The organism is Streptomyces sp. NPDC044063 (assembly GCF_056434285.1).
Window position 1 is genome coordinate 94,385 of sequence record NZ_JBWKFM010000021.1, and the last position, 26,891, is coordinate 121,275.

The 26,891-nt window shown below is 71.6% G+C and carries 27 protein-coding genes; 10 read left to right on the forward strand and 17 right to left on the reverse strand.

Features of this window, described 5'->3' with window-relative positions; all coding sequences use genetic code 11:
• Positions 1–128: 128 nt before the first annotated feature.
• Positions 129–1,907 (reverse strand): phosphomethylpyrimidine synthase ThiC, encoded by a 1,779-nt coding sequence (gene thiC / locus AC07BS_RS24245; RefSeq protein WP_478934435.1) that lies wholly within the window; start codon positions 1,905–1,907, stop codon positions 129–131.
• 194 nt (positions 1,908–2,101) lie between these two features.
• Between thiC and AC07BS_RS24250 the strand changes: the two genes are divergently transcribed.
• Positions 2,102–3,424, forward strand: coding sequence for a YibE/F family protein (locus AC07BS_RS24250; RefSeq protein WP_478934437.1), 1,323 nt, complete (start codon positions 2,102–2,104; stop codon positions 3,422–3,424).
• An 82-nt stretch (positions 3,425–3,506) separates the two neighbouring features.
• On the opposite strand, the gene AC07BS_RS24255 is transcribed toward AC07BS_RS24250, so the two are convergent.
• The 3 genes from AC07BS_RS24255 to AC07BS_RS24265 form a co-directional block, all read right to left on the reverse strand.
• Complete coding sequence (locus tag AC07BS_RS24255; protein WP_478645258.1) at positions 3,507–3,953, reverse strand: SsgA family sporulation/cell division regulator; 447 nt, start codon at positions 3,951–3,953, stop codon at positions 3,507–3,509.
• Positions 3,954–4,382: 429 nt separating this feature from the next.
• On the reverse strand, positions 4,383–4,601 hold the full coding sequence (locus AC07BS_RS24260) for a DUF5326 family protein (RefSeq protein WP_478645256.1): 219 nt from the start codon (positions 4,599–4,601) through the stop codon (positions 4,383–4,385).
• 310 nt (positions 4,602–4,911) lie between these two features.
• Positions 4,912–5,229 carry a cupin domain-containing protein gene (locus AC07BS_RS24265; RefSeq protein WP_478645255.1) on the reverse strand — a complete coding sequence of 106 codons (318 nt, stop codon included), beginning with the start codon at positions 5,227–5,229 and terminating at the stop codon, positions 4,912–4,914.
• Positions 5,230–5,346: 117 nt separating this feature from the next.
• On the opposite strand from AC07BS_RS24265, the gene AC07BS_RS24270 reads away from it, so the two are divergent.
• The 3 genes from AC07BS_RS24270 (at position 5,347) to AC07BS_RS24280 (ending at position 7,418) form a co-directional block, all read left to right on the forward strand.
• Entirely contained in the window at positions 5,347–5,727 is a 381-nt protein-coding gene (locus AC07BS_RS24270; RefSeq protein ID WP_478645252.1) for a phage holin family protein, read from the forward strand.
• A gap of 255 nt (positions 5,728–5,982) precedes the next feature.
• Entirely contained in the window at positions 5,983–6,879 is an 897-nt protein-coding gene (locus tag AC07BS_RS24275) for a LysR family transcriptional regulator (protein WP_478934440.1), read from the forward strand.
• 41 nt (positions 6,880–6,920) lie between these two features.
• On the forward strand, positions 6,921–7,418 hold the full coding sequence (locus tag AC07BS_RS24280; protein WP_478645248.1) for an NUDIX domain-containing protein: 498 nt from the start codon (positions 6,921–6,923) through the stop codon (positions 7,416–7,418).
• 46 nt (positions 7,419–7,464) lie between these two features.
• Here the strand turns inward: AC07BS_RS24280 and AC07BS_RS24285 are convergent, their stop codons facing one another.
• The 3 genes from AC07BS_RS24285 to AC07BS_RS24295 form a co-directional block, all read right to left on the reverse strand.
• Positions 7,465–8,898 (reverse strand): globin domain-containing protein, encoded by a 1,434-nt coding sequence (locus AC07BS_RS24285; RefSeq protein WP_478934442.1) that lies wholly within the window; start codon positions 8,896–8,898, stop codon positions 7,465–7,467.
• Positions 8,899–9,069: 171 nt separating this feature from the next.
• Positions 9,070–9,702, reverse strand: coding sequence for an HAD family hydrolase (locus AC07BS_RS24290; protein WP_478645244.1), 633 nt, complete (start codon positions 9,700–9,702; stop codon positions 9,070–9,072).
• A 23-nt stretch (positions 9,703–9,725) separates the two neighbouring features.
• Positions 9,726–10,976 (reverse strand): MFS transporter, encoded by a 1,251-nt coding sequence (locus tag AC07BS_RS24295; RefSeq protein WP_478645242.1) that lies wholly within the window; start codon positions 10,974–10,976, stop codon positions 9,726–9,728.
• A 191-nt stretch (positions 10,977–11,167) separates the two neighbouring features.
• Between AC07BS_RS24295 and AC07BS_RS24300 the strand changes: the two genes are divergently transcribed.
• Positions 11,168–11,626, forward strand: coding sequence for a MarR family winged helix-turn-helix transcriptional regulator (locus AC07BS_RS24300; protein ID WP_478645239.1), 459 nt, complete (start codon positions 11,168–11,170; stop codon positions 11,624–11,626).
• 37 nt (positions 11,627–11,663) lie between these two features.
• Here AC07BS_RS24300 and AC07BS_RS24305 read toward each other — a convergent pair whose 3' ends face one another.
• On the reverse strand, positions 11,664–12,026 hold the full coding sequence (locus tag AC07BS_RS24305; protein ID WP_478645238.1) for an ArsR/SmtB family transcription factor: 363 nt from the start codon (positions 12,024–12,026) through the stop codon (positions 11,664–11,666).
• A gap of 114 nt (positions 12,027–12,140) precedes the next feature.
• On the opposite strand from AC07BS_RS24305, the gene AC07BS_RS24310 reads away from it, so the two are divergent.
• A complete protein-coding gene (locus tag AC07BS_RS24310) occupies positions 12,141–13,364 on the forward strand; it encodes an MFS transporter (RefSeq protein WP_478645933.1) in 1,224 nt (407 codons plus the stop codon).
• A gap of 43 nt (positions 13,365–13,407) precedes the next feature.
• On the opposite strand, the gene AC07BS_RS24315 is transcribed toward AC07BS_RS24310, so the two are convergent.
• From AC07BS_RS24315 to dnaB, 4 genes are all read right to left on the reverse strand, one after another.
• Positions 13,408–14,166, reverse strand: coding sequence for a TetR/AcrR family transcriptional regulator (locus AC07BS_RS24315; RefSeq protein WP_478645235.1), 759 nt, complete (start codon positions 14,164–14,166; stop codon positions 13,408–13,410).
• A gap of 204 nt (positions 14,167–14,370) precedes the next feature.
• Positions 14,371–15,498, reverse strand: coding sequence for a pyridoxal-phosphate-dependent aminotransferase family protein (locus AC07BS_RS24320; protein WP_478645232.1), 1,128 nt, complete (start codon positions 15,496–15,498; stop codon positions 14,371–14,373).
• A 92-nt stretch (positions 15,499–15,590) separates the two neighbouring features.
• Entirely contained in the window at positions 15,591–16,961 is a 1,371-nt protein-coding gene (locus AC07BS_RS24325) for a serine hydrolase domain-containing protein (protein ID WP_478645229.1), read from the reverse strand.
• An 84-nt stretch (positions 16,962–17,045) separates the two neighbouring features.
• Positions 17,046–18,521: a replicative DNA helicase gene (gene dnaB, locus AC07BS_RS24330; protein ID WP_478645226.1), complete on the reverse strand. Its 1,476-nt coding sequence runs from the start codon at positions 18,519–18,521 to the stop codon at positions 17,046–17,048.
• A 461-nt stretch (positions 18,522–18,982) separates the two neighbouring features.
• On the opposite strand from dnaB, the gene AC07BS_RS24335 reads away from it, so the two are divergent.
• Positions 18,983–20,359, forward strand: a complete 1,377-nt coding sequence (locus AC07BS_RS24335; protein WP_478934447.1) for an MATE family efflux transporter — start codon at positions 18,983–18,985, stop codon at positions 20,357–20,359.
• Positions 20,360–20,539: 180 nt separating this feature from the next.
• On the opposite strand, the gene rplI is transcribed toward AC07BS_RS24335, so the two are convergent.
• The 4 genes from rplI to rpsF all read right to left on the reverse strand — a co-directional run bounded on the left by rplI (position 20,540) and on the right by rpsF (position 22,281).
• Positions 20,540–20,986 (reverse strand): 50S ribosomal protein L9, encoded by a 447-nt coding sequence (gene rplI / locus AC07BS_RS24340; protein ID WP_478645221.1) that lies wholly within the window; start codon positions 20,984–20,986, stop codon positions 20,540–20,542.
• 18 nt (positions 20,987–21,004) lie between these two features.
• Complete coding sequence (gene rpsR, locus AC07BS_RS24345; RefSeq protein WP_004950692.1) at positions 21,005–21,241, reverse strand: 30S ribosomal protein S18; 237 nt, start codon at positions 21,239–21,241, stop codon at positions 21,005–21,007.
• 77 nt (positions 21,242–21,318) lie between these two features.
• A complete protein-coding gene (locus tag AC07BS_RS24350) occupies positions 21,319–21,906 on the reverse strand; it encodes a single-stranded DNA-binding protein (RefSeq protein ID WP_478645217.1) in 588 nt (195 codons plus the stop codon).
• Between the two features lie 84 nt (positions 21,907–21,990).
• Complete coding sequence (rpsF, locus tag AC07BS_RS24355) at positions 21,991–22,281, reverse strand: 30S ribosomal protein S6 (protein WP_351966160.1); 291 nt, start codon at positions 22,279–22,281, stop codon at positions 21,991–21,993.
• Positions 22,282–22,554: 273 nt separating this feature from the next.
• Here rpsF and AC07BS_RS24360 point away from each other — a divergent pair, with 273 nt between their 5' ends.
• The 3 genes from AC07BS_RS24360 (at position 22,555) to AC07BS_RS24370 (ending at position 25,217) form a co-directional block, all read left to right on the forward strand.
• Positions 22,555–22,881 carry a hypothetical protein gene (locus tag AC07BS_RS24360; protein ID WP_478645214.1) on the forward strand — a complete coding sequence of 109 codons (327 nt, stop codon included), beginning with the start codon at positions 22,555–22,557 and terminating at the stop codon, positions 22,879–22,881.
• 101 nt (positions 22,882–22,982) lie between these two features.
• Positions 22,983–24,101: a lipid II:glycine glycyltransferase FemX gene (locus tag AC07BS_RS24365; RefSeq protein WP_478645212.1), complete on the forward strand. Its 1,119-nt coding sequence runs from the start codon at positions 22,983–22,985 to the stop codon at positions 24,099–24,101.
• An 84-nt stretch (positions 24,102–24,185) separates the two neighbouring features.
• The gene (locus AC07BS_RS24370; protein WP_478645211.1) at positions 24,186–25,217 is read left to right on the forward strand and encodes an alanine racemase; all 1,032 of its coding nucleotides are present in this window, start codon (positions 24,186–24,188) and stop codon (positions 25,215–25,217) included.
• A 40-nt stretch (positions 25,218–25,257) separates the two neighbouring features.
• Here the strand turns inward: AC07BS_RS24370 and AC07BS_RS24375 are convergent, their stop codons facing one another.
• Positions 25,258–26,751 carry a glycosyltransferase family 87 protein gene (locus AC07BS_RS24375; RefSeq protein WP_478934451.1) on the reverse strand — a complete coding sequence of 498 codons (1,494 nt, stop codon included), beginning with the start codon at positions 26,749–26,751 and terminating at the stop codon, positions 25,258–25,260.
• Positions 26,752–26,891: the final 140 nt, after the last annotated feature.

A 26,891-nucleotide genomic window follows, 5' to 3' on the forward strand; every position in this document is an offset into this window, starting at 1 on the left:
CAAAGACCCCACCCGCCAAAAAACCGGCCACAAGAACAAAACACCCCACCCCCCCCCCCCCCCCCCCCCCCCCCCCCCCCCTCCCCCCCCCCCCCCCCCCCCCCCAGGATCGTTCCCCCCCCTCGGGCCTACTCGGCGATCGGCAGGTAGACGCGGTTGCCGGCGGCGGCGAACTCCGCCGACTTCTTCAGCATGCCCTCGGCGATCTCCGCCTCGGACGCGGCGGGCTCGTCACCGCCGAACCGTTCTGTGATGCTCCTGCTGATCTTCATCGAGCAGAACTTCGGACCGCACATCGAGCAGAAGTGCGCGGTCTTCGCCGGCTCGGCGGGCAGCGTCTCGTCGTGGAAGGCGCGCGCGGTCTCCGGGTCGAGGGCCAGGTTGAACTGGTCCTCCCAGCGGAACTCGAACCGCGCGTCGGACAGCGCGTCGTCCCATTCCTGGGCGCCCGGGTGACCCTTGGCGAGGTCCGCCGCGTGGGCCGCGATCTTGTACGTGATGACGCCGGTCTTCACGTCGTCGCGGTCCGGCAGCCCGAGGTGCTCCTTGGGCGTGACGTAGCAGAGCATCGCCGTGCCCCACCAGGCGATCATCGCGGCGCCGATGCCCGACGTGATGTGGTCGTACGCGGGTGCGATGTCCGTGGTGAGCGGGCCGAGCGTGTAGAACGGCGCCTCCTCGCAGATCTCCTGCTGGAGGTCGATGTTCTCCTTGATCTTGTGCATCGGGACATGGCCCGGGCCCTCGATCATCGTCTGCACGTTGTGCCGCTTGGCGATCGTGTTCAGCTCGCCCAGCGTCCTCAGCTCCGCGAACTGCGCCTCGTCGTTGGCGTCCGCGATCGAGCCGGGGCGCAGCCCGTCGCCGAGCGAGTACGTCACGTCGTAGGAGGCGAGGATCTCGCAGAGCTCCTCGAAGTTCGTGTAGAGGAAATTCTCCTTGTGGTGCGCCAGGCACCAGGCGGCCATGATCGAACCGCCGCGCGAGACGATGCCGGTCTTGCGGCGCGCGGTCAGCGGCACGTACGGCAGCAGCACGCCGGCGTGGACGGTCATGTAGTCGACGCCCTGTTCGGCCTGCTCGATGACCGTGTCCTTGTAGATCTCCCAGGTCAGCTCCTCGGCCTTGCCGTCGACCTTCTCCAGCGCCTGGTAGAGGGGGACGGTGCCGATGGGGACGGGAGAGTTGCGCAGCACCCACTCGCGGGTGGTGTGGATGTTGCGGCCGGTGGAGAGGTCCATGACCGTGTCGGCGCCCCAGCGGGTGGCCCAGGTCATCTTCTCCACCTCCTCCTCGATGGAGGAGGTGACGGCGGAGTTGCCGATGTTGGCGTTCACCTTCACCAGGAACCGCTTACCGATGATCATCGGCTCGATCTCCGGGTGGTTCACGTTCGCCGGCAGCACGGCGCGGCCGGCCGCGATCTCCTCCCGGACGACCTCCGGGGAGACGTTCTCGCGGAGCGCGACGTACTCCATCTCCGGGGTGATGTCGCCGCGGCGCGCGTACGCCAACTGGGTCACCGCGGCGCCGTCGCGGCCCCGGCGGGGCAGCCGGGGGCGGCCGGGGAAGACCGCGTCGAGGTTCCGCAGCCCGCCGCGCGGCGAGGTGTGCTTGATGCCGTCGTCCTCGGGGCGCACCGGGCGCCCGGCGTACTCCTCCGTGTCGCCGCGGCCGATGATCCAGTTCTCGCGCAGCGGCGCCAGGCCGCGGCGGACGTCCGTCTCGACGGACGGATCGGTGTACGGGCCGGAGGTGTCGTACAGCTGGACGTCCCGCCCGTTGGTGAGGTGCACCCGTCGCACCGGAACCCGCAGATCCGGCCGCGAACCCGTCACATAGTCCTTGTGCCAGCCGATCTCCGAAGTCGATCCGGTGGCAGACATGCGTGCATCCTGCGAGGTCATGAGACCAGTAACTCCCTACGCCGGCATTACCCGGTAACAGGTTCGGCGGTCGGCGCAGCGGAATCCGTACATCCATCCGTACGGGGATCAGCGCCCTCTCAGCCCGGTGCTCCGAGCTCCCGCGATTGCAAAGGTGACACAACGCTAGCGCCTATCCCGGCGGCAGGAACAGGGGGGCTTGCGATGATGCCCCCGTGACCAGCACCAAAGAGGCACCCCATCGTCACTCGCACAGCCATGCGCACTCCCACTCGCACAGCCACGGTCCGACGGCCCCCGCCTCGGCGCGGCTGCGCAAGGTGATCACGGCCGTTCTCATTCCCTTCGCGGCCGCCGTCGTGGCCGGTCTGATCATCCTGTGGCCGGGCGGCACCCCGGCGCACCCGCACACCGGACTGGGTCTCGATCAGCAGACCGAGTCGGGCCGTGTCGTGAAGATCGAGGAACTCGACTGCCCCCGCGGCGGGCAGCCACCGCCCGGCCAGCAGCCCCCACCGGGCGCCCCCGTCCCCGCGAAGGGGAAGTGCGAGAAGACCACCGTCGAGGTGACCTCGGGCAAGGACAAGGGGCTCACCTTCATGGAGATGGTGCAGCCGGACGCCTCGCGCCGCTACAGCGTCGGACAGGAGGTGGTCCTGGCCTACGCCCCCAAGGCGCCGGAGGCGCTCCGCTATTCGGTGACCGACGTGAACCGGACAGTGCCGATGGCCGTACTCGCCGGCATCTTCGCGCTCGCGGTGGTCGTGGTGGGCCGGCTCCGGGGCGTCTTCGCGCTCGTGGCGCTGGCGATCAGCTTCGGCATCCTGACGCTGTTCATCCTCCCGGCCATCCTGCAGGGCTCCGATCCGCTGCTCGTGGCGGTGGTGGGCGGCAGCGCGATCATGCTGATCGCGCTCTACATGTGCCACGGCCTCAATGCCCACACCTCCGTGGCGGTCCTCGGCACGCTGACGTCCCTGCTGGTCATCGGCCTGCTCGGGTCGGTCTTCATCGACTGGGCGCATCTGACGGGCAACACCGACGACCAGACGGGGCTGGTGCACGGCCTCTACCCGGACATCGAGATCCGCGGTCTGCTGCTGGCCGGCATCATCATCGGCTCGCTCGGCGTGCTGGACGACGTCACCGTCACTCAGACGTCCGCGGTGTGGGAGCTGAAGGAGGCGGACCCCACCGCGAATTGGCGCAAACTGTACGGCTCGGCGATGCGCATCGGGCGGGACCACATCGCGTCCGTGGTGAACACGCTGGTCCTGGCGTACGCCGGCGCGTCGCTGCCGTTGCTGCTGCTGTTCTCGATCGCCGACAGCGGCGTCGACCGGGTGGCGACCAGCGAGATCGTCGCGGAGGAGATCGTCCGCACGCTGGTCGGCAGCATCGGGCTGGTGGCGTCGGTCCCGGTGACGACCGCGCTGGCGGCGCTCGTCGTCAGCGCCGACCGGCACAGCACCGGCAAGGGGGCGGCGGGCAGGGGGCGGAGCAGGGCGCGCGGCGGCAGGCGCCGGCGCGCGAAGTAGCGCGACGGGGGCGGGCCGGAGGTCCGGACCCCGGCGAGTGCGCCGCCGGTCGGGGAGGAGGGCGCCGGGCCGGGCCGGCCGGCTAACCGGCGTTCTGCCCCTCGGGATTGCCCGCGAGGATGCTGTCGAGCGCGGCGGCGAGCTCGTAGTCGAAGTCGGCGACCGAGCGCTCCTCCCCCATGGGGGCCACGCGGTCGGTCCGGTCGAGGAAGGCCACCAGGGGGGCCGCGCCCGCCCGGAACAGCGCGCCCTCCCCACCCACTTGCAGCCGGATGAAGACGTCCGACAGGTGCTGGGAGGAGGCGGGGGCGATGTGCACATCGCCCTCGCCGGACGGCTGGCTCAGCCCGTCGAGCAGCAACTCCCGGGCGAAGGCCCAGGTCACCGGGGCGTCGCCGGGGAGGTGGAAGGTGAACTTCACCGCATAGGGATCGCTGCTGTCGTAGCCCAGCTCCACCGGGATCCGGAAGGACAGCTCCTCGGAGACGAGGAAGGTCATGACCACTTCTGCCTGAACTGTGTCGCGCATCGCCCAATGCCCCGTCTTCGTCGGTTTGGCAGGGATTGAAGCCTGATGGCCCCAATGACGCCATAGTCTGACAAGAACGCCCAGTGGATCACAAGGAGTGATTTTCCAGTTACTCATGGAGACCGAGGGTGAGCATACGAGCTCTCCGACTCTGGAGCGTAGCGACTCGACTACGGGGCGGAGTCGTAACGGGGGATTTGCTGGCACGGACCAGCAGAGAACTGGCCAAACCGGCCCGAGGGCGCACGGATTACCGTTTCCGCCCCCGGGCTTCGCGTTCACGTTGACGGAGGGATGTTGACGGGAGAGATAACTCCCCGCCTTCCGCTTCGTTGAGTTGACCGAGCGGACACCGCACGGCGGCGTGGGCGACGCCGCCTGCCGGTGGGGACGTTCCGGGCGGCTCGTCGCGCCCGGAATGACCTGCCCCTACCAGTCGCCCCTCGACGACGAGGACGACGTGAACTTCTTGACGACGAAGATCAGGCCACCGACGAGAGCGACCAGCAGCAGCGCCTTGAAGAGCAGGCCGATGACAAAGCCGAGCACGCTCATGATCAGGCTGCCGAACACCAGCAGGACGAGGACCGGCACGGCGACCCACTTCACCCACCACGGCATCCCGGCGAATATCCCCTTCTCGGTCATCTCGATCCCTGCTCTCCGCTTCGCGCGTGATTTCACGCGGCCTCGTCACATCACGGCCGCAAGAAGTGCGCCGGCGAATGCCTCGCCGTAGATCTTCCGGCCGCCCGGAGCGGAATGCCCCGGCCTGCATTCGATGCTAGGGCGACGGGGTGGTCCGGCGGGGCGCTCACGGCCCCCGTCCTCCCCTGAACCGCCCCCTACGGGTTCGCGGGGGACCGGCCGGGGAACGGGTGGGGGGCAGGGGCGAGGGCGAGGGCACGGGCGTGGGCTCGGTCGGGGGCTCGGGCGCGGGCGTGGGCTCGGGCGGGGATCAGCTCTCCGGCGGGGAGAAGACCACCAGGATCCGCAGGTCCTCGCTGATGTGGTGGAAGCGGTGGACCACCCCGGCCGGCACGTACACCACGCTGCCGCGCCCCACCGACGAGGTCTCCTCGCCGACGGTGATCGCTCCCCGGCCGCTCATCACGACGTAGACCTCGTCCTGGGTGTGCGGGCCCTGCGGGTCGGTGTCGCCGGCGTCGAGCGCGTACAGCCCGACGGACATGTTCCGCTCCCGTAGGAACTGCAGGTAGGCACCTTCGTTGGCGGCCCGTTCGGCCTCCAGCTCGTCCAGCCGGAACGCTTTCATCCGTCGTCCGTCCCTCGGGTCCGTCCATCGCCGTGCCGACCACCACGCGGTCACCGCCCCGTGGCCGGGCCTTCGAGCGGATCTTCATCGAGCGCGCTCGTCTGCAACGATCTCACCATGAAGAATTTCGTAGTCAAGACGATCGCCAACGCGGCGGCCCTGGCGGTAGCCATCTGGCTGCTCAAGGGCATCACGCTGTCCGGTGAGAACACCGCCCGCAAGGTGGTCACGCTCTTCCTCGTCGCGCTCGTCTTCGGCGCGGTGAACTTCATCGTGAAGCCCGTGGTGAAGCTGCTGTCCTTCCCGCTCTTCGTCCTCACCCTGGGCCTGATCACGCTGGTGATCAACGCCCTGATGCTGCTGCTGACCTCGTGGCTGGCGGAGAAGCTGGACCTGGCCTTCCACGTGGGCGGCTTCTGGCCGGCCCTGGTCGGCGGAGTGATCGTCTCGGTCGTGGCCTGGGCGATGCACCTGATCCTGCCCGACGAGGAGGACTGAGCCGCCTCGCCCGACGGGCCGCCCGGGGGCACGGGCCGGACGGCCGCGAGCCCCGGGCCCGGGCACGAGGACGGCTCGAGCCTCCCCCCTCTTGGCTCGAGCCGCCACGGCTCCGCGCGGCGACGACACGCGACAAGAACCGCGCGACCCAGGCTAGTTGACTCAGCGTCAGTGTCCAATCACGCCAGCGACACAGACCTATCGACTTATTTATAGTTCCCCTACGGCCGGTAGCGGCGAGCAAGGGGAGACGGCATGGACCTGGCCCTTTTACGCACGTTCGTCACGGTGCACCGGGCCGGCTCCTTCACCCGCGCCGCAGCCCTCCTCGGCCTCTCCCAGCCCGCGGTCACCAGCCAGATCCGGACGCTGGAACGGCAGCTGGGCCGCCCCCTCTTCCTGCGCCGGGCCCGGGGCGTGCTGCCCACCACCATCGGCGACGAGCTCGCCCACAAGATCGCCCCGCATGTCGACGCCCTGCTGGAGATCACCGAGGCCGGTCTCGACGACCAGTGGGCCAACCGCACCCTCCACCTGGCCGGTCCCCCCGAGTTCACCGCCCTGCGCGCGCTGCCCGCGCTCACCCCGCTCATCGGCCAGGGGCTGGCCGTGCGCACCGCCCACGGAACGGCCGAGGACCTCTTCGAGGGCCTCGCCGCCGGCCACCACGACCTGGTCGTCACCACCTCCCGCCCGCGCGGCCGGCTGCTCGCCGCCACTCCGCTCTGCGACGAGGAGCACGTCCTGGTCGCCGGCCCCCGCTGGGCCGCCCGGCTGGGCGGCGCGGCCGTCGTCCGCGAGAAGGGCGTCCACGCCCTGGAACACCTCCCCGTCGTCGAGGTGCACGAGAGCCTGCCCTTCGTCACCCGCTACTGGGCCGCCGTCTTCGACAGCAAGCCCACCGCCGCCGGCGCCGTCATCGCCCCCGATCTGCGCGCCGTGCTCTCCTGCGTCGCCGCCGGGGCCGGCATCGGCGTCCTGCCGCGCTATCTGTGCGGCGACGCCCTCGACAGCGGCGAGATCGTCGCCCTGCTCGACCCGCCCGTACCGCCGCTGCGCACCTATTTCCTGGTCGTCCGGGCGGGCACACTGGCCCTCCCCCACCTCGCCAGGGCGCACGAGTGGCTGCTGCGCGCTGCCGTTTCCTGGTGAGAAGGGGTTTCACGCCGGGGTTCGTGCGGCAGATGTCCCGTATGACCGAACGGCCCGTGGTCAAACGCACCGCCCGCGCCATCCTGCTCGACGGCGAGCCCGGCTCCGGCACGCTCGAGATGATCCTGATCAAGCGCACCAAGCCCGGCCATCCCCCGTACTGGATCACTCCCGGCGGAGGCGTCGAGCCCGAGGACCCCACCGTCGTCGCCGCGCTCCACCGCGAGGTCGACGAGGAGCTGGGGGCTAAGGTCGTCGACGTGGTCCCCGCCTTCGTGGACACCGTCTCGCACTCCACACACCACGCGGCGCACGGCGTGAAGGTGCAGCACTTCTTCGTCTGCCGGCTGGCCACCATGGACCTCGCCCGCCGCCACGGCCCCGAGGTCGACGAGCCGGTCGGCACGTACGACGTCGTCCGCATCCCCTTCACCCGCGCGGGCATCGACTCGGTGGAGGTCGTCCCGCCGTCGCTGCGCGCCTACCTCCACGCCAACGTCGAGGGCGTCGTCGCGCTGCTGGCGGCCGACCTGGGGTGACGTGCGGGAGATCCGGGTCGCGCGGCGCCGGCCGCCCGGGCCCGGGCTACGTCGCGGACGCCGTCAGCTCGTCGAGCGAGTCGTGCCGGATGCGGTCGGCGGGGATGCCGATGCCGAGCAGGCTGTCCACACCGCTGCGGATCATGCCGGGCGGCCCGGAGAGATAGGCGTCGTACGCGTTCCACGGGCCGTACTTGCGGACGACCTGAGGAAGTTGGCCGCTCAGACCGAGGGTCGGACCGTCGGAGACCACCGGCCGGACCATGAGCCAGCGGTACGACTTCTGCAGCCGGAGCATGGTGTCGATGTCGTAGAGGTCATCGCTGTGGCGGGCGCCGTAGAAGACGTCGACGGGACGGCTGCGGCCGTGCCGCGCGACGTCCTCGACCAGCGCCTTGATGGGCGCGATGCCGGTGCCGCCGCCCAGGCAGAGCAGGCCGTTGTCCGTGCCGTGGTCGACGGTCATCGAGCCCGTGGGCGGCCCCAGGCGGACGACGTCGCCGGGGCGGGCGCGGTGCACCAGCGCACGGGAGACCCAGCCGGCCGGGACCGCCTTGACGTGGAAGGACAGCAGCCCGTCCGGGCGCGGCGCGCAGGAGAAGGAGTAGTTCCGCCAGACCCGCGGCCACCATGGGGTCTCCAGGCTCGCGTACTGGCCGGCGCGGAAGGAGTACGGCCGGTCGGGCCGTACGGTCACGACGGCGATGTCCGGCGTGCGCAGCTCGTGGGTGACGACCTCGGCCCGCCACCACGGCGGGGACGTCCGCCCGGCCTCCGCGGCCGCGTCGATCATGATCTGGGACACCGTGGTGTAGACCCGAACCCAGGCGACCTCGGCCGCTTCGTCCCAGGAGTCGCGCGCGTAACGGGAGAGGGCGCCGATCAGGCATTCGCCGACGGCGGGGTAGTGGGCCGGCTCGGTGCCGTACTTCCGGTGGCCCCGGCCGAGTTGGGAGAGGTACGCGGTGAGGGTGGGGGCGTCGTCGGCATACCGGGCGGCGGTGAGCAGGGCCTTGAAGAGCCGGTCGCGCTGGGTGTCCATGGCGGCGGGGAAGAGCTCGCGCAGACCGGGGTTCCGTACGAACAGCAGCGCGTAGAAGTACGAGGTGACCTGGTCGGCGATCGGCTCGATCTCGTCCAGCGTCCGGCGGATCAGCAGGGCGTCGGGGGACGGCGGGGAGGCGGGGGACGGCGGGGAGGCGGGGGACGGCGGGGAGGCGGGGGACGGCGGGGCACCGGGGGACGGCGGGGCACCGGGGGACGGCGGGGCACCGGGGGACGGCGGGGCGTCCGGGAACGGTGGGGAGGCCGGGAACGGCGGGGAGGCCGGGAACGGTGGGGAGGCGGCGGGCGAGGGCCCGGGGGCGTCGCCCGACGGTAATCGCGCCGCCCCCGGGCCGCCCGGCGGGGCGAACCAGCCCCGCTCACCCGCGTCACCCGTCGCACGGCCCGGGGCGGAGGGAGTGGTGGGAGCGTTCATGGTCGCGTCGCCTCGCCTCGAACATCTCGGTGTGCCGGCACGCGCAGCATTCCACCCGGCGCCCGGCAGCACGCGGGTTTAGCGGAAGTCCCGGCGCCGCCCGTCCTGTTGGGGCTAGGCTGCGCCCCTTCCCGGCCCCCCGGTAAGCAGGCGGACGCACGGACCGGCTCCCTATGGCCGGTCGGCCACCAGCGCGTAGGCCTCCCTGAGGTCCCGCCCGCCGTACGTGTGCGAGGCGATGTCCCGTACGTGGTGGTCGGCGTTGACCGCGACCGAGACGGGCACGGCCGCGAACAGCCGGGCGTCCGACATCGAGTCGCCGTACGCCACGCAGTCGGCGCGACCGAGCCCGTACCGCGCGCAGAGCTCGTCGGCGATGCGGACCTTGGCCGAGGCGTCGAGGATGCCCGCCGGATCGACCGGGTCCCGGAACGGCACCGCGGGCCACCGCGAGCCGTGGGCCGTGTCCGCTCCCCAGTCCAGCAGGCGCTCGACGAAGAAGCCGGGCGACAGGGAGATCACCGCGCACCGCTCGCCCCGCGCCCGTATCTCCCCCCAGACGTCCCGGATGCCCGCCAGCCAGGGGGCGCCCTCGAAGGCGGCCGCCACCTGCGCCTCGGTGAGCTCTCCCCATAGCTCCACGGCCAGTTGGGCGAACCGGGGCGGCGTCAGCTCCCCCGCGGCGAACGCGCGCTCCAGCTCCCCGGTCTCCGCCTCCAGCCCCAGCTGCCGGGAGATCTCCACGGCGGCCGCCGAACCGCGGATCAGCGTCCCGTCCAGGTCGAACAAGTGCAGTCTGCTCATGACGCCGAGCGTAGGCGCACCGCTCAGCGACCGGCCGGCACGGTGTCCTGCCCGGTCGTGGCCGACGTCGTGGCCGGGGCCGGGGCCGCGGGCGATCCCCCGGCGACCACGCGCCCGTCCGAGCGGGCTGTCGCGCGCCGCTCCAGCGACGCGGAGAGCAGGGCGAGCAGCAGCGCGGAGGCGGCCATGGCGGCGCCGACCCAGTTGGGGGCGGTGTAGCCGGCGCCGGCGGATATGACGAGCCCGCCCAGCCACGCCGCCATGGCGTTGCCCAGGTTGAAGGCGCCGATGTTGACGGCGGAGGCGAGGGTGGGGGCGTCCGAGGTCTGGTCGAGCACCCGCTTCTGCAGCGGCGGGACGGTGGCGAAGCCGAAGGCGCCGATGAGGGGGATGGTGAGAGCGGCCGCGATCTTGTCGTGCGCCGTGAACGGCAGCAGGGCGAGCAGCACCGCCAGCCCACCGAGGGCGGTGAGGAGCATGGGCATGAGCGCGCGGTCGGCGTACCGCCCGCCGACCAGATTGCCGACGAGCATGCCCACGCCGAAGAGGACCAGCAGCCAGGTGACGGACGAGGGTGCGTAGCCGGCGACGTCGGTCATCATCGGGGCGAGGTACGTGCTCATGGTGAAGACGCCGCCGAAGCCCAGGACCGTCATGGCCATGGCCAGCAACACCTGGGGGTTGCGGAAGGCCGCCGTCTCCCCGCTGAGCCGGGTGCGCTCGGGACGGGGCTGCCGGGGCACGAGGGCGGCTATGCCCAGGACGGCGAGGACGCCGAGCCCGGCGATGATCAGGAAGGTGACGCGCCAGCCGACGTTCTGGCCGACCAGGGTGCCCATGGGCACGCCCACCACGGTGGAGGTGGTCAGGCCGGTGAACATCAGCGCGATGGCACCCGCCTTCTTCCGCGGCGGGACGAGCCCGGCGGCGACGATCGCGCCGATCCCGAAGAACGCGCCGTGCGCGAGCGAGGCGACGATCCGGCCCGCGAGCATCAGCGAGAAGTCCGGGGCCGCGGCCGAGAGCGCGTTGCCCACGACGAACAGGCCCATCAGGGCCTTCAGCATCGTCTTGCGCGGAACGCGGCCGCCGAGGACGGCCAGGATCGGCGCCCCGACGACGACGCCGAGGGCGTAGCCGGTGGTCAGGAAGCCGGCGGTGGGGATGGACACGCCGAACTCGTCCGCGATCTCGGGGAGCAGGCCCGAGGTGACGAACTCGGTCGTGCCGATGCCGAAGGCGCCGATGGCGAGCGCCAGCAGGGCGAGGGGCATGACGGGGTCCTTGGGGGTGGGGGTCGGTACGGCGAAGTCCGCCCGCGATCCTTGCGGCAGACTTCTACCGGCCTCCACAATAATTGCAGACGCATGTACTTGCAAGCGCGGGCTATTGCGACGGGGAGATATCCTGGTGGGGAGCGATTCGAACGGCCAAAGCGACTCGAACGGTGAAGGAGGGCTCGCCCATGTCCCGCACGCCGGACCCCGCCCTGACCGGCCTGGCGCAGGGCTGGTGCGCCCTGTCCGCCCTGCACAGCCGGATCGAGGCCCATCTGGAGCGGGCCCTGCAGGCCCATCACGAGCTGAGCGTGCGCGAGTTCTCCGTGCTCGACGTCCTCAGCCGCCAGCACGACGGCGAGGGCGGCCACCTGCGCATGAACGAGGTCGCCGACGCCGTGGTGCTCAGCCAGAGCGCCACGACGCGCCTGGTCAACCGCCTCGAGGACCGCGGCCTGCTGACCCGCTACCTCTGCCTCACCGACCGCCGCGGCATCTACACCGACGTCACCGACGCCGGCCGCGTGCTCCTGGAAGAGGCCCGCCCCACCAACGACACCGCGCTGCGCGAGGCCCTCCACGACGCGTCGGGGCGCACCGAGCTGGCCCCCCTGGTCGCGGCCGTGGAGCGCCTCACCCCCTCCTGATGCCCGATCCGGCCTCCCGGCGCCCGGCGTTCCGGGGCTAGTCCGCCCCGGGCGGCGTCCAGTCGGCCACCAGGGCGAGCAACCCCGGGAAACGGGCCTCCAGTTCCTCGACGCGTACATGACTGCGTCGTTCGAGGCCGTACTGCCGCTGCCGGATGACCCCGGCCTCCCGCAGTGCCTTGAAGTGGTGCGTGAGCGAGGACTTGGGCCGGTCGAGCCCCAGCCATCCACACGGGTGGTCGAACTCCTCACGCTCCAGCAGGAGTTTCCGCACGATGCGCAGGCGCAGCGGGTCGCCCAGCACGGCCAGCACCGCCTCCAACCGCAGTTCACCCACGGCCGGCTCGGCCAGCGGTTCGGGAGCGCCCGCCGGAACGGGCCGGACATCGAAGGCCGTCATGAGTGTTCCCCGTCTCTCTCCATCAACTCCTTGTACGACTTCAATCGTACAGCGTGCTAAGTTCGAGAAATCTCGTACAGGACGCGACGGCGAGGGGGATTTTCCGTGCCCACCATGACCACCCGGCCCACGAGCACCACACAACAGACCGCGCCGAAACAGACCGCGCCCCCGGCCCGCCACTGGATGTGGCTGGCGGCCTGGCCCGTGACGGCGGTGTTCGTCCTGTCCAACGCGGCGACGCCGCTGTACGTGCTGTGGCAGCGCGACATCGGCTTCTCCCGCGGCACGCTGACGATCGTCTTCGCCTCCTACATCGCCGGGCTCGTCGGCTCGCTGCTGGTCTCGGGCGTGGTCTCGGACCGGATCGGCCGCAAGCCCGTCCTGCTGCCCGCGCTGGGCCTGGCCGCCGTGGCGTGCGTGATCTTCGCGACGGCGGACTCCGTCGCCGCGCTGATCACCGCCCGTCTGCTCAGCGGCATCGCCGTCGGCGCGGTGGTCTCCGCCGGCATGGCGGCGGTGACCGACCTGGCGGGCCCCGCCCGCAGGCGGCCGGCCGCGCTGCTGGCCTCCAGCGCGATGGTGCTCGGCGCCGGTCTGGGACCGCTGCTGGCGGGCGTGCTCTCGGAGACGCTGCCCGCCCCGACGACGACCGTCTTCCTCGTCGAGATCGCCCTGCTGGCCCTGGCCTTCGCCGTCGTCCTGCGCATGCCGCTGCCGCGTCCCGCCGCAGGGCGCGCGGGCGGCGCGTGGGTGCGGCTGCCGAAGGTGCCGCGGGGCGCGGGCCGAGGGCTGCTGGCGGGCGCGGCCGCGTTCGCGCCGGGCATCACCGCGACGTCCTTCGTGCTCTCGCTCGGACCGTCCCTGCTGTCCGGCCTGCTCGGCACGGCGAACCGTGCGGTGGCCGGTTCGCTGGCGTTCGTGATGTTCCTGGCCTCGACGGGCGTGCAGTTCGCCGTACGACGGCTGAGCGTCCGGGCGATCCTCCTCGCCTCGTCGGCGAGCACCGTGGTGAGCATGATCGTCCTGGTGGGCGCGGTGCGCGCCTCGTCCGTCACACTGCTCGCCGCCGCGGCCGTCCTGGCCGGTGCCGGGCAGGGCATGGGCCAGCTCGGCGGTCTCTCCCTGCTGAACTCCACCGTCCCCGCCGAGCGCCTCGCCGAGGCCAACGCCGCGCTGAACGTCAGCGGCTACCTCCCCGCGGGCCTGCTGCCCGTCGCGGCCGGCTACCTCAGCGACGCCGTGGGCCTCACCTCCGGGGCGACCACCTTCGCCGTCGTGGTCATCGGCCTCGCGACGGCCGGGGGTCTCGTCGTCGCCGCGCGCCGGGACGCCTGACGGGACGCGCCGGACGCGCCGGCGGCCTCGCGGCGGCCCGCCGTCAGGCGCCGGCCGCCCGGGCGGCCCTGGCCCTCTCGCGGTGGGCCCGCTGCCGGCAGGCGCCACCGCAGTAGCGGGCGGGCCGGCCCGTCCGCGCGACCCGCACCGGCCCGCCGCACTCCGCACAGCCCGTTTCGTTACGCCGGGCGGCCGGGGTCGGGGGTAGTTTCGTCACATGACGGCCCGGTCGGAGGCTGTCGCACATCAGTGCCGTCATCCGCCCCGGGGCCACCCCCGGACCCCGCCGCTGCTCCATCGACAGGCACCCCATCAGGAGGCCCGTCACATCGTCGATGGTGACGTCCTTCCGTACGGCGACGGCCTGTTGGGCCCGTTCGAGGAGGACGGCCAGCGCCGCGCGGAAGTCCTCCTCGATGCCCGGAGAGGGCTCGAAACTGCCCTCCAGGGCGTCGCAGAGGCCCTTGTTCCGCACCGACAGGCGGACGACCGCCCCGAGATAGCGGAAGAAGACCTCTCCCGGCTCGTCGGTGTGCGCCAACTCCCGCGCCGTGTCGGTGAAAAGCCGTACCCGGTCCCCCACGGTCGCCCTGAACAGGGCGTCTTTGGAAGGGAAATGACGGTAGACGGTCCCGGTGCCGACGCCGGCACGCCGGGCGATCTCCCCGAGGGGGACCGCCAACCCCACTTCCTCGAAGGCCGATCGGGCCGCCTGGAGGACGAGCGCGCGGTTGCGCCGCGCGTCCGAGCGGAGCGCGGAGGAGGCGGGTGGGGGCGGAGACGGGCTCCTGCGCCGGGCCATGCGCGGGACCTCCGGAGGGCGGGATACGAAACGGGACGTGGGTTCCGATTTTATCCGTGCGTGTGGCCGAGGAGTTCCACACGACATAACGGGAACAAAGGTGCGGAAAACGCGAAACGGCCGCTTCCGGTGCGTGACGCACCGGCAGCGGCCGTGACGGAAGAGCCTGCCGGAAGAGGGCCCGGCCGGAGCGCCGGGCGACGCTCAGCCCGCGATCACCTCGTCCCAGGCCTCGCCCCCGGCCTTCAGGGCCCCGGCCGGGTCGGTACCCGGCTCGCCCAGCGCCCGCAGGCCCTCGCCGAGCGCCTCCAGCGAGGCGACGACGACCTCGCGGTCCGCGTCCAGGCCGTAGTGGTTGACGCGGATCATCTTCTCGGCCAACGCGCCGGCCGCCGCCTGGACGGGCACCGACGCGTCGGCCGCCAGGGTCGCCGCCACCACGTCGCGGGCGTCGATCCCGTCCGGGGCACGCAGCGTCGTCGCCACCGGGGCGGCGTCCTCGTCGCGGAGCACGTACGGGGAGAGGGCGCCGAGGGCGCGTACGCCCGCGCGCGTGGCGGCCGCGGCGGCGCGGTGCCGGCGGATCACCGCGTCCAGGCCGTCGGCCTCGATGCGGTCGACCGCCTGCTCAAGGGCGAGCATCTCCAGCTGGGCGGGGGCGTGCGGCAGCGCGGTGCGGCCGCCGTCGATCCAGCGCTCCTTCCAGTCCAGGAGGGAGAGGTACGAGCGGCGCGGCGCCTGCTCGTTGGCGGCGATCCGCTCCCAGGCACGGGCACTGACCGACACGGCCGAGACGCCCGCCGGGCCCGCCATGGCCTTCTGGCCGCCGATGACGCACAGGTCCACGCCCCACTCGTCGGTGAGCAGCGGCTCGGCGCCCACCGAGGCGACGGCGTCCAGCATCAGCAGGGCGCCGTGCTCGCGGACGACCTCGCCGATCGCGGCGACGGGGTTGGTGTTGCCGGTGGCCGCCTCGGCGTGGACGAGGCTGACGAAGTCGATGGCCGGGTTGGCGCGCAGCGCCTCGGCGACCTGGCCGGGGGTGACCGCTCCGGTGAACGGCGCCGCCACCGTGACGACATCGGCGCCGCACGAGCGGAGCCAGCCGCCGAACGTCTCGCCGTAGGGGCCGGTGATGATGTTGAGCGCGGTGCTGCCGGGCCGGACGGCCGAGCGAATGCACGCCTCCAGCGGCAGCAGGGCCTCCCCCTGCATCGCGACGACGGTCTCGCGGGTGCGCATCAGCGCCGCGACCTTGTCCTCGATACGGGCGAAGTGACCGGCGCCGAGGGGCGCCAGGTCGAGCAGGGCCGGTGCGGTGTTCGCAGTCACGGTGCCTTCCAGGGGTGTCGCGCCGTATGTCCGGCGCCTCCAGTCTCCTGTTCGACTCTACGTCCGCATCCGACCACTGTCCGACAATCCGACTACCGCCAGCCAGCGGTGTCGACACCTCCCGGCACCACGTCCCCGGGCGCGTAGGGCTCGCGCGTGAAGACGAAGGTGCCGATGTCCAGATGACTCACCGTCCCGTCAGGGGCCCGGACGACCGTCAGGGTCTCGCCCGCGTAGTAGCCGTCCAGTCCGGTCCAGGTGCCGTCCTCCTCCGCGCGGAAGCGGGCCGCGCGCCCACCGCCGTCCCCGAGGGGCGCGAGCCGCAGCTCCCGGCCGGCGGCCAGGTGCAGGCCGAAGGGCGCGGCGCCCCAGTACCAGGGGCCGGTCAGCGCCAGCAGCTCCGGGTCCACGCCGGTCAGCGGGCGCCACGGCGCGGGGACGCGCGGCTCGTGCTCGGCGACCGTCGCCACCAGGTCCGCCGCGAGGGAGGGGATGCCGAGCTGCGAGGTCGCGTTGCCGAGCACCACCGCGGCGACGCCGTCGGCGCGGCTCACCCACACGGTGGCCACGAAGCCCGGCATCGTGCCGACATGGCCGTGCAGGAGGCGGCCGTCGTGCCAGGTCAGCAAGGTCCCCAGGCCATAGGCATCGGTCCACTCCACGCCCTGCGGCTGTGTGGCGGGGGTCCGCATCCGCTCCAGGGACGCGGCGCCGAGCACCCGGTCGTCGCCATCCGCCAGGAACGCCGCGAAGCGGCAGAGGTCCGCGGCCGTGGACCAGAGCTGCCCGGCCGGCGCCATCCGCCCGGTGTCGGCGGCGGGTTCGGGAAGGAGCACGTCCGCCCAGGGGTGCACGGCCCAGCCCTCGGCGTACGGGGCCTCCGGCAGCAGGGTCGTACGGTGCATGCCCAGCGGTTCGAGCACCTCATGGCGCAGCACCGCGTACCAGTCCTGCCCGCGCAGGCGCTCCACGACCGCGCCCAGGAGCGCGAACCCGAGGTTGGAGTAGTGGTGCAGCTCCCCCGGCGCGTGGCGCCGGGCGCGGGCGCCGAAGACGTCGGTGAGCTCGGGGCGCAGGGCGCCGTCCGTGCGCTCCCACCAGGGGCCCGCGGGCTCCGCGGACAGCCCCGCGGTGTGCGACAGCAGCTGGGCGATGGTCACATCGCCGGCCTCGGGGGTGTCGAGGTGGCGGTCGAGGCGGTCGCCGAGGCTCAGCAGCCCCTCCTCCCTCAGCCGCATCACCAGCACGGCGACGAAGGTCTTGGTGATCGATCCGATCCGGAACTGCGTGTCCGCCCCTGGCACGTCCTCACCGACGGCCCCTCGCCCCGCTGACCACACCATGCGCCCCTCACGCATCACCGCTCCCACGAGCGCGGGGGTACGGCCCTCCGCCTGGCCGGTGGCGAGGCGGTGCAGCAGGGCACGACGGGTGGCGGGCAGGAGATCACAGGCGTCGGTCATGCCCGCACCCTAACCAGGCGATGATCAGCGGGCCCGCGAATATCCCGCCGGCCTGCCGACCGCCCCGGGCCCGGCGTCCCGCGATCAGGTCTGGGCCATGTCCACGAAGCGCGAGTAGTGACCCTGGAAGGCCACGGTGATCGTGGCCGTGGGGCCGTTACGGTGCTTGCCGACGATGATGTCCGCCTCGCCCGCGCGGGGGGATTCCTTCTCGTAGGCGTCCTCGCGGTGCAGCAGGATGACCATGTCGGCGTCCTGCTCGATGGAACCGGACTCACGGAGGTCGGAGACCATCGGCTTCTTGTCCGTGCGCTGCTCGGGACCACGGTTCAGCTGCGAGAGCGCGATGACCGGCAGCTCCAGCTCCTTGGCCAGCAGCTTGAGGTTTCGGGACATGTCCGAGACCTCCTGCTGACGGCTCTCGGCGCGCTTGTTGCCGCCGGACTGCATCAGCTGGAGGTAGTCGATGATCACGAGCTTGAGGTCGGCGCGCTGCTTGAGGCGGCGGCACTTGGCCCGGATCTCCATCATCGACAGGTTCGGCGAGTCGTCGATGTAGAGCGGCGCGTTGGAGACGTCCGGCATCCGGCGGGCCAGCCGGGTCCAGTCGTCGTCGGTCATCGAGCCGGAGCGCATGTGATGGAGGGCGACGCGGGCCTCGGCGGACAGCAGGCGCATCGCGATCTCGTTGCGGCCCATTTCGAGCGAGAAGATCACGCTCGGCAGGTTGTTCTTGATCGAACAGGCGCGGGCGAAGTCCAGCGCGAGCGTGGACTTACCCATGGCCGGACGCGCGGCGATGACGATCATCTGGCCCGGGTGGAGGCCGTTCGTCAGGGCGTCCAGATCGGTGAAGCCGGTGGGCACACCGGACATCTGGCCGCTGCGCGAGCCGATGGCCTCGATCTCGTCGAGCGCGCCCTCCATGATGTCGCCGAGCGGGAGGTAGTCCTCGCTGGTGCGCTGCTCGGTGACGGCGTAGACCTCGGCCTGCGCCTTGTTGACGATGTCGTCGACGTCGCCGTCGGCCGCGTATCCCATCTGCGTGATGCGGGTGCCGGCCTCGACCAGGCGGCGCAGCACCGCGCGCTCGTGGACGATCTCGGCGTAGTACTCCGCGTTGGCCGCGGTCGGGACCGACTGGACCAGCGTGTGGAGATACGCGGCGCCGCCGACGCGGGTGATCTCGCCGCGCTTGGTGAGCTCGGCGGCGACGGTGATGGGGTCGGCCGGCTCGCCCTTGGCGTAGAGGTCGAGGATGGCCTGGTAGATCGTCTCGTGCGCGGGGCGGTAGAAGTCCTGGCCCTTGAGGACCTCGACGACGTCGGCGATGGCGTCCTTGGACAGCAGCATGCCGCCGAGCACGGACTGCTCGGCGTCGACGTCCTGCGGCGGCACCCGCTCGAAGCCGGCGCCGCGGTCCCAGGAACCGCCCTCGTCGCCCCGGTCGTGCTGCTCGCCACGGCCCTTGCCGTCACCCCGGCGGGAACGGGGGAAGGGGAGTCGGTCGCCGGGGCCGCTCTCGCCCCAGGGGTCGTCCATGGGCTCGGGAATGCTCACCCCGGGCCACCTCCTCCCGTCCGCGACGCGGACCTCGCCGTGCCACTCTTTCTTACGGCACGGCTCTGACAAATAAAGACGCCCGACTCCGCTTGTCGCGCGTCGAGTTCGCGGGGGGTTCGTGCCGGTCCCGTGAGCCTCCGGCGGGCTGCCGGGCGGGTCGGGAACGGACGGGGGGCGCCGGTCCACGGTAGGGCCGCGGGCACCGTCAGCCAATCTGGTTATCCACAGGGCTTGTGGATGAGCGGCCCCAGCCTGTGGAGAACTCCCCCCAACCTGTGCACGGTGCGGGGGAAAGCACTGTGGACAAACACACACTCACTCCGCCCACACCCATCTGACCTGCGGTTTTGTCATCCACCGGCTGTTGAGGAGAAAAACTTTCCCGACCGGGCCGAGATCACGACAAACGGCACGGAGAAGATCACTCCACACGCCCGGAAGTAAGGGTCGTAAGCTGTATGCACAGATTACCTGTGGACGATTGGAGGGCACCTGTGGCCCAGGCCACCGCAGCCGCGCGGCGCGGCGCCCGCCGGCACGACCGGGAGATCCTCGCACTCGCGCTCCCCGCCTTCGGCGCCCTGGTCGCCGAACCCCTCTTCCTCATGGCCGACAGCGCCATCGTCGGCCACCTCGGTACCCCCGAACTCGCCGGCTTCGGCATCGCCGCGCCCCTGCTCACCGGCGCCGTCGGCATCTTCGTCTTCCTCGCCTACGCCACCACCGCCGCGGTCGCCCGCAGGGTCGGCGCCGGCGACACCCGGGCCGCGATCCGGCAGGGCATGGACGGCGTCTGGCTGGCCCTCATACTCGGGGCGGCGGTCACGGCCACCACCCTGACCACCGCCCCCGCCCTCGCCGACCTCCTGGGCGCCTCGCCGACCGCCGCCCCGCACGCCGTCACCTACCTGCGGATCAGCGCACTGGGCATCCCCGCCATGCTCGTCGTCCTCGCCGCCACCGGGGTGCTGCGCGGCCTCCAGGACACCCGCACCCCGCTCTACGTCGCCGTCGCCGGCTTCGCCGCCAACGCGGCCCTCAACCTCTCCCTCGTCTACGGCGCCGGCCTGGGCGTCGCCGGCTCCGCCTGGGGCACCGTCCTCGCCCAGTGGGCCATGGCCGCCGCCTACCTCACCGTCGTCGTCCGCGGCGCCCGCCGGCACGGCGCCTCCCTGCGCCCCGACGCGGCCGGCATCCGCGCCTGCGCCCGGGTCGGCGGCCCGCTCCTGGTCCGCACCCTCTCGCTCCAGGCCGTGATGATGATCGCCACGTCCGTCGCGGCCCGGCTCGGCGACACCGACATCGCCGGGCACCAGATCGTGCTGACCCTGTGGAACCTGCTGGCCTTCGCGCTGGACGCCATCGCCATCGCGGGGCAGGCGATCATCGGGCGCCATCTGGGCGCCGACGACGCCGACGGCGCCCGCGCGGCCTGCCGGCGCATGGTCCAGTGGGGCATCGCCTCCGGGGTGGTGCTGGGCTCGCTGGTGGCGGTGGCACGGCCGGTGTTCGTGCCGCTGTTCACCACCGACCCGGCCGTACGGGACGCGATGCTGCCCGCCCTGCTGGTGGTGGCGCTGTGCCAGCCCGTGGCGGGCGTGGTGTTCGTCCTGGACGGCGTGCTGATGGGCGCCGGCGACGGACCGTACCTCGCCAAGGCGATGCTGCTGGTGCTGACCGTCTTCGCGCCCGTGGCGCTGCTCGTCGTCCCTCTGGGCGGCGCGCTGACGGCGCTGTGGTGGGCGATGGCGCTGATGATGGCGGCCCGGATGGCCACCCTGTGGCTGCGGGCCCGCTCCGGCCGCTGGCTGGTCACGGGAGCGGTACGCGGCTGAGCCCACGGGCACGTGGGCAGCGGGCACGTGGGCAGCGGGCACGTGGGCAGCGGACACGTGGGCAGCGGACACCTGGGATCTTGAACGACCGCGGCCTGGCCGCATACGCGAAAGGGCCGCACCCCGTGGGGTGCGGCCCTCTCTCAGCGGGCCGGCTCAGCCGACTCGCTCAAGCTGCGATCAGGCAGCGATGACCTCGACGCCGAGCTTGGCGACGACGTCGGCGTGCAGACGCACGGACACCTGGTGGGCGCCCAGGGTCTTGATGGGCGAGCCCAGCTCGACGCGGCGCTTGTCGACCTCGGGACCACCGGAAGCCTTGATCGCCGAAGCGACGTCGGCCTGGGTCACGGAGCCGAACAGGCGGCCGGCCTCGCCGGCGCGGACGGCAAGGCGGACCTTGACGCCCTCGAGCTGGCCCTTGACCTCGTTGGCCTGCTCGATCGTGGCGATCTCGCGGATCTTGCGAGCGCGACGGATCTGCGCGACGTCCTGCTCGCCACCCTTGGTCCAGCGGATCGCGAAACCGCGCGGGACCAGGTAGTTGCGGGCGTAGCCGTCCTTGACGTCGACGACGTCACCGGCGATGCCGAGGCCGGAGACCTCGTGGGTGAGGATGATCTTCATTAGTTGGTCACCCTTCCCTTATCGCGCGGACGAGGTGTAGGGCAGCAGCGCCATCTCACGGCTGTTCTTCACGGCCGTGGCGACGTCACGCTGGTGCTGAGTGCAGTTACCGGTCACGCGGCGGGCACGGATCTTGCCGCGGTCGGAAATGAACTTCCGCAGCATGTTCGTGTCCTTGTAGTCCACGTAAGCGGTCTTGTCCTTGCAGAACGCGCAGACCTTCTTCTTGGGCTTGCGCGGGGGCGGCTTCGCCATTGTCTCTCTCCTGTGAATCAAGAAGTTTTGTGCTTCGCCCTCGGGCCGCGAGGCGGCCCGGGCTCGCCGGAGCGGGCCTAGAAGGGCGGCTCGTCCGAGTAGCCGCCGCCGGAGTTGCCGGAGCCGCCGCCCCAGCCGCCTCCGCCGCCGCCCTGCTGGTTGCCGGACGGAGCGCCGGTGGCCCAGGGGTCGTCGGCGGGAGCCCCGCCGCCGCCCTGCTGGCCGCCGGGACCGGAGCCCCAGCCGCCACCCTGGCCGCCACCGTTGCCGCCACCGCCGAAGCCACCCTGGCCACCGCGACCCGTGGTCTTGGTGACCTTCGCCGTGGCGTTCTTCAGGCTGGGCCCGACCTCTTCGACGTCGAGCTCGAAGACCGTGCGCTTGACGCCCTCGCGGTCCTCGTAGGACCGCTGCTTCAGACGGCCCTGCACGACGACGCGCATGCCGCGCTGGAGCGACTCGGCGACGTTCTCCGCCGCCTGCCGCCACACCGAGCACGTGAGGAAGAGGCTTTCGCCGTCCTTCCACTCGTTGGTCTGGCGGTCGAAGGTGCGGGGGGTGGACGCGACACGGAACTTCGCGACCGCCGCACCGGACGGGGTGAAGCGCAGCTCGGGGTCGTCGACGAGATTGCCGACGACCGTGATGACGGTCTCGCCTGCCATGGAATGAACCTCTCGGCGGGTGTGCTGCTGGCTGCTTTTTGCTACTCGTGGAGTTGCAGCCCGATTACCTCTGAACCGTCAGGCTCAGTGGGTGTCGGGACGGAGGACCTTGGTCCGGAGGACCGACTCGTTCAGGTTCATCTGGCGGTCGAGCTCCTTGACGACCGCAGGCTCGGCCTGCAGGTCGATGACCGAGTAGATGCCCTCGGGCTTCTTCTTGATCTCGTAAGCGAGACGACGACGGCCCCAGGTGTCGACCTTCTCGACCTTTCCGTTGCCCTCACGGACGACGGAGAGGAAGTTCTCGATCAGCGGGGAGACAGCGCGCTCCTCGAGATCGGGGTCGAGGATGACCATCACCTCGTAGTGACGCATGTGGAACCCACCTCCTTTGGACTCAGCGGCCACGGTCGATCCGTGGCAGGAGGGTCGTGATGCGTAAGCAACGGTATCGGCGGACACTGACAATCAGCGGAAGTCCCTGGGTTGCCCCCGGGGACCGCAGCTGGGTCCGGGCAGACACCGGTGCAGACCGTACAGAGTACCCGCATACGGGTGTCGGGTTGAAATCGATCGTCCGGGCCCCGCAATCTGGACGCACCAGGTGTGACCGGCGCAACACCGCGCTCGCCATCAGGAGGTGGCCCCATGACACAGGCGGTTCGGCAGCAGCACGGACCCCGGTCCCTGCTCGCCGTCCTCAACAGCGACGGCAAGCCCCATCCCGTCGAGAACACCCTCGCGGCCGTGACGCTCGTCCTGGGCGTGCTCTCCGCCGTCTCCGCCCTGTGGACCGAGCTGCATCTGCTCACCTCCTGGAGCGGGCTGGTGGGCATCCTCACCGGGGCCTGGGGACAGTTCATCTCGGCCACCACCGGCGAGCGATTCCTGCTGATCATCGGACTCGGAGCGTCCGCTTTGGGCTTCTTTCTGGGGATGGCGCACGGGGGGCTCTTCGGGGGCGTGATCGGATAGCGGGCAGTACGCCCAATCGGGGCGCTCCCCTGTCGCAGTAGGCTTCGGCGCGAGAGCCGGAGCCCCGACCATGGGGACACACCTGCCGAGGAGCGCCCCGCATGAGCCTGACCCTGAGGACAATCAGCCGAGAGCAGCATCTGGCATACATCCAGAGCCTGCCCGCGGCCAGTCACATGCAGGTGCCGGGGTGGGCCGATGTGAAGAGCGAGTGGCGCTCCGAGAACCTGGGCTGGTTCGACAAGACCGGCCAGATGGTCGGCGCCGGTCTGGTCCTCTACCGCCAGCTCCCCAAGATCAAGCGCTACCTGGCCTACCTGCCCGAGGGCCCGGTCATCAACTGGTACGCCCCGAACCTGCGCGACTGGCTGGAGCCCATGCTGGCCCACCTCAAGCAGCAGGGCGCCTTCTCCGTGAAGATGGGCCCGCCGGTGGTGATCCGCCGCTGGGACGCCGACGCGATCAAGAAGGGCATCGCCGACCCGGACGCCAAGCGCCTGCGCGACGTCGAGGCCACCTTCATCGAGCCGCGCGCCTTCGAGGTGGCCGACCAGCTGCGCCGGATGGGCTGGCAGCAGGGCGAGGAGGAGGGCGCCGGCTTCGGCGACGTCCAGCCGCGCTACGTCTTCCAGGTGCCGCTGGAGGGCCGCTCCCTGGAGGACGTCCACAAGGGCTTCAACCAGCTGTGGCGGCGCAACATCAAGAAGGCCGAGAAGGCCGGCGTCGAGGTCGTCCAGGGCGGCTACGAGGACCTGCCGACCTGGCAGCACCTGTACGAGATCACGGCCGAGCGCGACAAGTTCCGCCCGCGCCCGCTGAGCTACTTCCAGCGCATGTGGACGGCCCTCAACTCCGAGGACCCCAACCGCATGCGGCTGTACTTCGCCGTCCACGAGGGCGAGGCCGTCGCCGCCGCGACCATGCTGATCGTCGGCGGGCACGTCTGGTACTCCTACGGCGCCTCCGCCAACCACAAGCGCGAGGTCCGGCCGTCCAACGCCATGCAGTGGCGGATGCTGCGCGACTCCTACGCGCTGGGCGCGAGCGTCTACGACCTGCGGGGCATCGGCGACTCGCTCGACGAGAACGACCACCTCTTCGGTCTCATCCAGTTCAAGGTCGGCACCGGCGGCCAGGCGGCGGAGTACCTCGGCGAGTGGGACTTCCCGCTCAACAAGCTCCTCCACAAGGCCCTCGACATGTACATGTCGCGCCGCTGATCCTCCAGTCCGCCCGCGGAACCGTTCCGCGGGCGGTACGACCACCGCACTCAGCAGACACAGGGAAAGGTTCCGGGACCGGCCATGGCGCTCACGCTCTACGTCGACACCGCGCGCTGGCGGGCACACCAGCAGTCCGTTATCCAGCAGTTTCCGGGGATCATCCCGGTCTGCAAGGGCAACGGCTACGGCTTCGGCCACGAGCGGCTCGCCGAGGAGGTGGCGCGCTGGGGTGCCGACACGCTCGCCGTGGGCACCACCTACGAGGCGGCCCGCATGAAGGACTACTTCGGCGGCGACCTGCTGGTGCTGACCCCGTTCCGGCTCGGCGAGGAGCCGGTGCCCCTGCCGGACCGCGCCATCCGCTCGGTCTCCTCGGTGGAGGGCGTGCGCGGCCTGGTGGGCGCGCGCGTCGTCATCGAGGTCATGAGCAGCATGAAGCGGCACGGCATCAGCGAGGAGGACCTGCCCAAGCTGCACGCGGCCATCGAGGACGTGCGCCTGGAGGGCTTCGCGATACACCTCCCGCTGGACCGCGGCGACGGCACGACCGGCGTCGACGAGGTCAGCGCCTGGATGGAGCGGCTGCGCGGCGCGCACCTGCCGCTGCACACCATGTTCGTCAGCCACCTGAAGTCCGACGAGCTGCGCGAGCTGCAGCAGCGGTTCCCCCAGACCCGCTTCCGGGCCCGCATCGGCACCCGGCTGTGGCTGGGCGACCACGATGCCACCCAGTACCGCGGCGCGGTCCTGGACGTCACGCCCGTCGCCAAGGGCGACCGCTTCGGCTACCGCCAGCAGAAGGCGGCCGGCGACGGCTACCTCGTCGTGGTGGCGGGCGGCACCTCGCACGGCGTCGGGCTGGAGGCGCCCAAGGCGCTGCACGGCATGATGCCGCGCGCCAAGGGCGTGGCCCGCGCGGGCCTGGCGACCATGAACCGCAACCTGTCGCCGTTCGTCTGGGCGGGCAAGCAGCGCTGGTTCGCGGAGCCCCCGCACATGCAGGTCTCCATCCTCTTCGTGCCGAACGACGCCCCGGCGCCGCAGGTCGGCGATGAGCTGGTGGCCCACCTGCGGCACACCACGACGCAGTTCGACCGGATCCTCGACCACTGATCCCACCCCCCGGTGATCCGGGGCCGGGGAGTCGCCGCTGCTACAGCTCGCGGCTCCCCGTGCCCCACTGGACACGTGCGCTGCCGGCGTGCTCCGCGTGCCGCTCGCGGCGGGCGGAGCCGAGGACGACTATGTCGGGCGCCCCGTCCAGGACGCCCCCGGAGGGGTCGTCCGAGCCGTCGCGCCGGACGACGTCCCGCTCCGGCATCCAGATGTCGCGCACGACCAGCGCGCAGAGATACAGCGTGCCCAGCAGGTGCACGACGATCGCGAGCTGGTAGCCCTCGGCCGGCAGGCCCTGGTGCTTGTCGCCGCTGCCGGTGTACGCCAGGTAGAACCAGATGCCCAGGAAGTACAGGACCTCACAGGCCTGCCAGATCAGGAAGTCGCGCCACTTCGGGCGGGCCAGCGCGGCCAGCGGCACCAGCCACAGCACGTACTGCGGCGAGTAGACCTTGTTGACGAGGACGAACAGCGCCACCACCAGGAAGGCCAGCTGCGCGAAGCGCGGCCGCCTCGGGGCGCACAGCCCCAGCGCCCCTATGGCCAGGCAGCCCAGGACCATGAGCAGCGTGGCGTAGGTGTTGGCGTCGTTCAGCGGGTCGCCCGTGCGCTGGGAGATGAAGAGCCAGACGGAGCCGAAGTCCACCGGCCGCTCCTGACTGAAGGTGTAGAACTTCGCCCAGCCCGCGCGGATCCGGACACCGTCGCCGCCGTATGTGAACATCACCGGCAGGTTCACCACCAGCCACGCCGCCACGGCGGCCGCGGCGGCGGCGAAAAAGGCCCGCAGCCGGCCGGCCCGCCAGCACAGCACGAACAGAGGCCCCAGCAGCAGCGCCGGATACAGCTTCGCGGCGGCCGCCAGGCCGATCAGCACGCCGGCCGCGACCGCCCGGCCGCGGGACCACATCAGCATCGCGGCCGCGGTGAGGGCCACCGCGAACAGGTCCCAGTTGATGGTGGCGGTGAGTGCGAAGGCCGGTGCCAGGGCGATCAGCAGCGCGTCCCAGGGGCGCCGCCGGTGGGTACGGGCCGCGCAGACCACGATGACGGCCGCGCAGACCATCAGCATCCCGGCGTTGATGAACCAGTACATCCGCTCGCGGTCCTGGAGGGTGCCGCCGCCCGGCGTGAACAGGGCCGCGATCTCCATGAACAGGCCCGTCAGGACCGGATACTCCAGATAGTCCATGCCGCCGGAGAGGGACTCCGGGATGCGGTCGAAGTACGGCAGCAGGCCCTGGTCGAAGCCACGGCCGTTGAACAGGTGCGGGATGTCGGAGTAGCAGGCGTGGGTGTACTGCGTGGTGGCGCCGAAGAACCAGCCGTGGTCGTAGCACGGGAGCTTCTGCACCATCCCCAGCGCGAACATCCCGATCGCCAGCAGCGCGATCACCCGCACCGGCGACCACCAGCCGGCGCCGAGCAGCGCCCGCCGCCCCACCGGCCCGCCGATGAGCTCGCTACCGGCGGCGGCCACCTCGTCCTCGACGGTGGGCCGTACAAGCTGGTCGTCCCGCGCGCTCCTCATGCCCACATCCTGCCGTACCCGCCGGGGGCCCGGCGGAGCCTGTGGACAAGTCGAGGGCCGCCCCGCGTCGGCGCGGGACGGCCCTCGAAAAGACCTGCTCAGCAGGGTCGTGCTCGATTCATCAGATAAACGGCCTCGGC

Coding starts and splice junctions, on each gene's coding strand:
- thiC (WP_478934435.1), bottom strand. CDS start 1,907: ATGACCTCGCAGGATGCACGCATGTCTGCCACCGGATCGACTTCGGAG.
- AC07BS_RS24255 (WP_478645258.1), bottom strand. CDS start 3,953: ATGCGCGACACAGTTCAGGCAGAAGTGGTCATGACCTTCCTCGTCTCC.
- AC07BS_RS24260 (WP_478645256.1), bottom strand. CDS start 4,601: ATGACCGAGAAGGGGATATTCGCCGGGATGCCGTGGTGGGTGAAGTGG.
- AC07BS_RS24265 (WP_478645255.1), bottom strand. CDS start 5,229: ATGAAAGCGTTCCGGCTGGACGAGCTGGAGGCCGAACGGGCCGCCAAC.
- AC07BS_RS24270 (WP_478645252.1), top strand. CDS start 5,347: ATGAAGAATTTCGTAGTCAAGACGATCGCCAACGCGGCGGCCCTGGCG.
- AC07BS_RS24275 (WP_478934440.1), top strand. CDS start 5,983: ATGGACCTGGCCCTTTTACGCACGTTCGTCACGGTGCACCGGGCCGGC.
- AC07BS_RS24280 (WP_478645248.1), top strand. CDS start 6,921: ATGACCGAACGGCCCGTGGTCAAACGCACCGCCCGCGCCATCCTGCTC.
- AC07BS_RS24285 (WP_478934442.1), bottom strand. CDS start 8,898: ATGAACGCTCCCACCACTCCCTCCGCCCCGGGCCGTGCGACGGGTGAC.
- AC07BS_RS24290 (WP_478645244.1), bottom strand. CDS start 9,702: ATGAGCAGACTGCACTTGTTCGACCTGGACGGGACGCTGATCCGCGGT.
- AC07BS_RS24295 (WP_478645242.1), bottom strand. CDS start 10,976: ATGCCCCTCGCCCTGCTGGCGCTCGCCATCGGCGCCTTCGGCATCGGC.
- AC07BS_RS24300 (WP_478645239.1), top strand. CDS start 11,168: ATGTCCCGCACGCCGGACCCCGCCCTGACCGGCCTGGCGCAGGGCTGG.
- AC07BS_RS24305 (WP_478645238.1), bottom strand. CDS start 12,026: ATGACGGCCTTCGATGTCCGGCCCGTTCCGGCGGGCGCTCCCGAACCG.
- AC07BS_RS24310 (WP_478645933.1), top strand. CDS start 12,141: ATGACCACCCGGCCCACGAGCACCACACAACAGACCGCGCCGAAACAG.
- AC07BS_RS24315 (WP_478645235.1), bottom strand. CDS start 14,166: ATGGCCCGGCGCAGGAGCCCGTCTCCGCCCCCACCCGCCTCCTCCGCG.
- AC07BS_RS24325 (WP_478645229.1), bottom strand. CDS start 16,961: ATGACCGACGCCTGTGATCTCCTGCCCGCCACCCGTCGTGCCCTGCTG.
- AC07BS_RS24335 (WP_478934447.1), top strand. CDS start 18,983: ATGCACAGATTACCTGTGGACGATTGGAGGGCACCTGTGGCCCAGGCC.
- rplI (WP_478645221.1), bottom strand. CDS start 20,986: ATGAAGATCATCCTCACCCACGAGGTCTCCGGCCTCGGCATCGCCGGT.
- rpsR (WP_004950692.1), bottom strand. CDS start 21,241: ATGGCGAAGCCGCCCCCGCGCAAGCCCAAGAAGAAGGTCTGCGCGTTC.
- AC07BS_RS24350 (WP_478645217.1), bottom strand. CDS start 21,906: ATGGCAGGCGAGACCGTCATCACGGTCGTCGGCAATCTCGTCGACGAC.
- rpsF (WP_351966160.1), bottom strand. CDS start 22,281: ATGCGTCACTACGAGGTGATGGTCATCCTCGACCCCGATCTCGAGGAG.
- AC07BS_RS24360 (WP_478645214.1), top strand. CDS start 22,555: ATGACACAGGCGGTTCGGCAGCAGCACGGACCCCGGTCCCTGCTCGCC.
- AC07BS_RS24365 (WP_478645212.1), top strand. CDS start 22,983: ATGAGCCTGACCCTGAGGACAATCAGCCGAGAGCAGCATCTGGCATAC.
- AC07BS_RS24370 (WP_478645211.1), top strand. CDS start 24,186: ATGGCGCTCACGCTCTACGTCGACACCGCGCGCTGGCGGGCACACCAG.
- AC07BS_RS24375 (WP_478934451.1), bottom strand. CDS start 26,751: ATGAGGAGCGCGCGGGACGACCAGCTTGTACGGCCCACCGTCGAGGAC.